This window comes from Bacteroidota bacterium, from assembly GCA_039714315.1.
Taxonomy (GTDB): domain Bacteria; phylum Bacteroidota; class Bacteroidia; order Flavobacteriales; family JADGDT01; genus JADGDT01.
Genome location: JBDLJM010000004.1, coordinates 56725 through 63359 on the forward strand (window position 1 = coordinate 56725; position 6635 = coordinate 63359).

A 6635-nucleotide genomic window follows, 5' to 3' on the forward strand; every position below is an offset into this window, starting at 1 on the left:
ATGTAAACGAATTATTTATACTAAGCACACTACCTTTAAATGAAGATTAAGCGCTTAATGCCTAAGCAGATTTGAAGATTATCAGGTAATAAAGGTTTCATTGCCAATAGCAAAGTTAAGCAATCACGATAAGACAAACAGTTTCCGTAGTCATAATTTAATGTTAATCTACTACTACAGAACATATTAAACTTTTCTAAAAATTTAACTTTTCATAAAGAAAAAAGCCCCGAAATAAATTCGGGGCTTCCTACAGAGAATGAGAAGTAGTTTACATTTCCTTCTTATTCATTATTTTGATTCAATATATTATTGAATTGTACCTGTACCGTTAACAAAATCAAGAGTAACAACCTGACCTGTTGACCCAGCTACAGCAGCCTGGTCATCACCGGCACCTCTGTACTCAATCACTCCGTCAATCACATTAAATTCAGCTTGCCACCAGTCTACTGCATTTCCATCAGCATTAGTTAAAGTAGCAGCAGCAACATGCATACGTACATTAGCATCAGCAACTAGTGAAGGTGAAGTAATCACCTTAGCAGAATTGTCAACTGTAAATTTAGTAGCTTCCTGAGCAGCATCCCATCCACCGAAAGCATCACCAATACCGTGAATATTTGGAGCATTAATTTCAATAGTTTCAGTTTCAAGGTTTACAACTATTGAATAGTAACCAGCTTCTGCAACTGTACCATTGTCTCCTCCTTTTCCATAAACACCATCAGTTTCACCAGCAGCAAGATCAATACCAAATGAAGGACCCCAATCTAATTCAGGTGAGAATTTAAATCCTGGATCAGTTGCCTCAGGATCAACCCACTGAATAGAATAAAATAAATGAGGATTACTATGTACAGGAATCATTTCGATATATTGTCCATCTGCCCAGCCCCATGCGCCAGAACCAACAGAACCACCTGTCATATATAATACATCAGGGAATTCTGGTGGAGGTAATTCACCTGCATCTTCAGTTGTGATAGTTAAACCTGCGATACCTTTTTCACCACTTACCCAGTTGAAAGAGAAGTTTAATAACTGGTCTGTTACTATTTCAATATCACCACCATCTGCAGTTAAAGCATCAACAGTACCACCGTAAGAAAGTACCGGACGAACATGATCATCTGCAAATCCGGCTGCATCAGCTTCATTCCATGCAACATCTTCAAGAACAAATTTCCATGCTGTGTTAAATCTAATTTTAAATTTAGCTCTAAGCTCAACAGAAGCAGCTTCAAAAGTTGCAGCATCGGCACTACCTGAAGTTAATTCAGCTTTGTCTCCTGTAACATTTATTTCAATGTTATTGATTTTCATCACCCAAAACTTAGACGTATTTTCATCAGTCATGATATAGTACAATCCTTCAGAAGGAACTGTATAAGTGTCTGTTGCTCCCGCTGCGAGAGTACCAGCTACATAATCAAAAGCCTCACCTGCTTCTTCTTCCTGAGTTACTTGAGTAACATCTGTTGCTCCAATTGAAGATTCATTCCCATCAACTACTTTGGATAATGCTATTTCACCAGCCGAAAGGTAGTGAATACCATACATCATACCGGCTCTTCCAACTTTAGTAGCAAAATCACTACTTGGCTCCACCATTTGAGGAGTATCTATAGCTAAAGTTTTATCTCCTGTTGCAGAACCTTTTATATAGTATCCGTCTGCCAAATATTCTATTGGATCATCGCCCGGCTCATCTTTACTACATGAACTATTTAAGGATAAAATAGACCCAAACAACACTAAGAATAGTGTTTTAATAAAATTAATATTCCTCATAACTTTTGTTAAAATTTAATTATATCTATTGTTTTTGTTATTTACTAAATTATTTTCCCAAATTTGGATTAGCGTCTATAGCCCATTGGGGTATTGGGTAAGTCAAATTTGAACCGTCAGCAACAGCATCCTTTTCCCACCAGGCTTCACCAAACTTACCAAATCTGATTAAATCCTGACGGTTGTGACCTTCCCAGAACATCTCATGTTTACGTTCCAATAAAACATCATCCAAAGTTGCTCCACTTAAATCTGCCAAACCTGCACGACTTCTTGTCATATTCATCTCTGCATCACCACTTTTACCCTGACGAACAGCAGCCTCTGCCTTCATCAATAGGACATCGGCATATCTAAAAATTGGATAATCATTACTTAGATCTTGCATTGCGCCAACTTTCACCTCAAATTTATTAGCTCTTACTCCTGAATCATAAGCCTCTTTTGCAGAAAAACTCTGATCCATATGTAATGCAGGTATATCAACTGTAAACACAAGTGGTTCATTTGAACGCTCACTAATTAATACTGTTGTTCCGTCAATAGCGTACTGCTTCCCCACTAAAAAGTACTTCTCCTTACGTAAATCAGCATCGTCAAAACTATTATAATAGTCTGCCATTACAGCAAATCCATTCCAAGGACCGGTTGCCATATCAAATGTTGCCTGACTCTGATAGTGAAGCGTTCTCATATGAAGGTTGAAATTCGTAAAGTTAATTTCATCATATGGTATAGTGAAAATATTCTCTACAGAGTTATCATTATTAGTAACAAATGGAGCTGATACCCCTGCCTCTAGTGAATACATTCCTCCATCAATTACAGCCTGAGCTGCAGCCTCAGCTTTTGCCCATTCCGGAGTACCAGTATACACCTCAGCATTAAGATACATCTTCGCCAATATTGTATAGGCTGTATATTTATTGACAACAGTTTTAGATGATGTTTCAGGAAGAAAATCTATATTATCTTCCAGCTCTTTCACTACCTCTGCAAACACTAATGCTCTATCCATTTTCTCTGGAGATGGATCTGCTTCTGAAAACGAAGTAACATAAGGAACACCTCCATAATTATCTATTAATAAATAGTAATAGTATGCTCTCATTACTTTCATTTGGGCAATTATTGGGACTACATCAGGATTATCGCCAGATGGTTCCAAGGTTTCAATTACCTGATTAGCCTCATTAACACCTCCATAAAAGAAATCCCACATCTGACTAACAGATTCAGTCTGATTATTCCAGTTATGCAAATGTAAATCTCGCCACTTACCTCCATCATCCCAATCGGTATGACGTGTTGGTGCACAAACCGCATCACCGGTAACTTCTTGTGCAAACCACCATCCACCATTATCTGTCATCCTCTGTAATTGTTTGTACACAGGAGCCGGAAGAAGTTTTACCTGACCAGCATTCTCTGGAAATTTTTCAACCGGAATTTGGTTATACAGGTCTACATCTAACTTTGTACAAGACAAAGTCATAAATCCTGTTGCTATTATTGATAATATTATTCTTTTCATCTTGTATAATTAAAATCCAACATTAAGTCCTAAAGTAAATGATCTTGTCTTTGGATATACATTATATTGGTCTATCCCTTTATTATCATTATCTCCATAATCCATCTCAGGATCTATTCCAGAATATCCACTTAGAACAAATACATTATTTACATTAAAATACAATCTTGCCTTACGTAACCAATTTACATTATCTGTATCGAAATTATAACCTAGTGATATATTTTCTAAACGAATAAATGAACCATCCTCTATATAATAATCAGAATATATTGGAGGATCTGATAAAACTCCGGTCAAATCCTTGGCATCTGTCAATGCATTGTTAGTTGGTAATATAGAAGGGTTGCCAAATATCATTTTTGTAACATTTAACACTTCAGCACCATAAACTGCTCTAAAAACAAGATTCATATCAAAGTTTTTATACAGTGTGATATAATTCGACCATCCTATCTCAAAATCAGGTAATGCACTTCCCAAAACTTGTCTTTGATCATCCCCTTGTTTCAACATTCGCTGAAGTTCATCGTAATTTTTCAATTTTCCTTGCTTGTCGTAGAACAACCACTCTCCATTTGTTGACATACCGGCATATTTATATCCGTAAAATGTTCCAAATGACATACCTGGAGCAACACGCTGCGAAGCTACACCTACCATACCCGGTCCTTGTATCCACCCGGTTTCTTTGAAATCTAAATTAAATTTCTCATCTCCTAATGCAATTATTTCCTGTCTGTTAGCTGAAAAAGAAAAAGATGTTTTCCAGTTAAGATTTTCATTATCTATAACAAAAGCTTCAAGGAACAATTCTATTCCTGTATTATTTACCTCACCTCCATTATACCATATATACTGATGCTTGTATGGAGGAACAGGTACTCTGTATTCTCCCAACAAATCATATGTACGTTTATTATAATACTCTATTGATCCGGATATTCGACTGTTTAGAAAAGCAAAATCTAAACCAATATTAAGTTCGGCATTTGACTCCCATTGTAAATTTGGATTTGCATTATTTGTTAAACCAAAAACAGGAATAGGTTTACCTGTTTCAGGATCGATTGCAGTTCCCTGAATTCCAACATATGGTACTGAAAGATAATTTCCAATTTCCTGATTTCCGGTATAACCATAACCAGCACGTAATTTCAATTGATCTATAAATTCTGAATCACTTAGGAAATCCTCTTTAGAAAGAACCCAACCTACAGATCCCGATGGAAAAATTCCCCATTTTTTATTTGTTCCAAATCTTGAAGAACCATCTCGACGCAATGTTGCTGTTACATAATATTTCGAGTTATAATTATATGCTGCACGTCCAAAAAATGATATCAATCTGTTCTCTTCTTTAAATGAAGTTATACCACCTAAGCCCACGATTGATAGAGCTTCTAAATTATTAGACTCTACATAGTCCGACATAGGACCTGTTCCAGAGGCTTTAAACCCGGTTTTAGTATCCTCCTGAAATGAATAACCTACAACAGCATTCAAATTATGAACATTGGAAAAAGAATTATTATAAGAAAGTGTTGATTCTATTAATTTAGACTCAAAGTTATCATATTCTCTTTTTCCCTCTCCTCCTGTGGTTGTTGCTTCGCTATAGCTTGGTACAAAAAAGAATGATTCATGATCATTTCTAACATATCCCATATTAACTCCGGCCTTTAGACCTTCAATAATTTCAAAATCAGCTTTAAAGTTTCCATTTATTCTTTTTGCATCACGTTCATTTTGAATATCATCTATCAAAGCTACAGGGTTTGAGTAATTGAACCTGTCAGAACGATTATAAGAACCATCTTCGTTATAAATTGGATCGGTTGGATTATGTTGAATCATTTGGAAAATTACGTCCTGAAATCCATTTCCATCATATTTTACATAATTATTATGTTCAATAGTAGCAGAAAGATTACCACTTAAGGTAAGACGGTTATCCAAAGACTTCTGAGTCATGTTTATACGAGCAATATCACGAGATTTACTAGATCCATTTATAACACCTTTAAAGTCTAAATGAGATATAGAAGCACGGTAATTAAAATCTTCAGCTCCACCAGAAAAAGCCAAGTTATACGACTGTGAATGCCCTGTACGGAAAACTTCATCCTGCCAATCCGTATCTGCACCTCCGTCAGAGAAATTTTTACCTGTATCTGATGCATATTCTCTCAGTTCAGATGCACTAAGTAAATCGAATCGTTTTGCAACAACATCCATTGAATTGTAGGTATTGAAATCAACAGTTGTAACGCCATCTTTATTTCCTTTCTTAGTTTCTATCAGGATAACACCATTCGCTCCTCTTGACCCATAAATAGCTGCTGAAGATGCATCTTTCAATACGTTGAATGATTCTATATCTTCAGGAGCAATAGAAGTTGGATCAGCTCCGGGAACCCCGTCAATTACATACAATGGATCTGTATTAGAGCCAAATCCTGAAGACCCTCTAATTTTAATCGAAAATCCTCCATTTGGATCCCCTCCTTTTTTTGAAATTTGAACCCCTGGAGTTTTACCTTGCAAACCCTGAATAGGATCTGTCAATACTCCAGTATTAAGTTCAGAAGCTTTTATACTAGCTACCGCACCAGTTTTATCTTCTTTTTTCTGAACACCATAACCAACAACAACAACATCTTCCAAAACAGCTGCATCAGGCTCCAGGCTTGGACTCCAAACCTGATCTGAACCAGAACTTAATGTTATAGTTGATTCTTTGTACCCCATAAAAGAAGCACTTAACGTAAACTGACCATCTTGAACTTGATCATCTGTAACATCGATGGAATAGTTTCCATCGAAATCTGTTGTTGTACCATTTGTAGTACCGACAACAAGTACTGACGCCCCGGGAAGGGGTTCCCCGTTCTCATCATTTACTACACCTGATATATTTTGTGCTATCAGATTAGTAAATGACAACAGAGTAAACGCCACCATTAGCATGGTAGCCTTCAAGTAAACTTTCCTCATTTCTGTATATAATTAGTTAAACTTTCCTAAAAACAAATTTATCATTGTATTTGGGTTGACAAAAAAAAAAATGTACAAAATACACTTAGTCATTTTTCCTGATCAACATCCTCTATTCTCGTCTGAGTGTCCCTGATACACTTGACTTTACAAGAATATGACAATGACACTGTTTTTGTTAAAATTCAATTTAGAATGATTCTAAATTGAATTTTAACAAAAAACTTTCCTAAAATGAGTTTCATCCATTATTTCATGCTATTCAACCACTTAACACTGTCGTTCGTCAGTAGATGTACTTAATACACTT

3 protein-coding genes are annotated in these 6635 nt (G+C 36.0%); all 3 read right to left on the reverse strand.

What is annotated here, in order from left to right; all coding sequences use genetic code 11:
* Positions 1-309 precede the first annotated feature (309 nt).
* Genes ABFR62_01335 through ABFR62_01345 form a run of 3 tightly spaced genes read right to left on the reverse strand, consistent with a single transcriptional unit; the run spans position 310 to position 6325 of the window.
* Positions 310-1794, reverse strand: a complete 1485-nt coding sequence (locus ABFR62_01335) for a SusF/SusE family outer membrane protein (GenBank protein MEN8137053.1) — start codon at positions 1792-1794, stop codon at positions 310-312.
* Between the two features lie 49 nt (positions 1795-1843).
* Positions 1844-3328 (reverse strand): RagB/SusD family nutrient uptake outer membrane protein, encoded by a 1485-nt coding sequence (locus ABFR62_01340; protein MEN8137054.1) that lies wholly within the window; start codon positions 3326-3328, stop codon positions 1844-1846.
* Positions 3329-3337: 9 nt separating this feature from the next.
* Positions 3338-6325 (reverse strand): SusC/RagA family TonB-linked outer membrane protein, encoded by a 2988-nt coding sequence (locus ABFR62_01345; GenBank protein ID MEN8137055.1) that lies wholly within the window; start codon positions 6323-6325, stop codon positions 3338-3340.
* Positions 6326-6635: the final 310 nt, after the last annotated feature.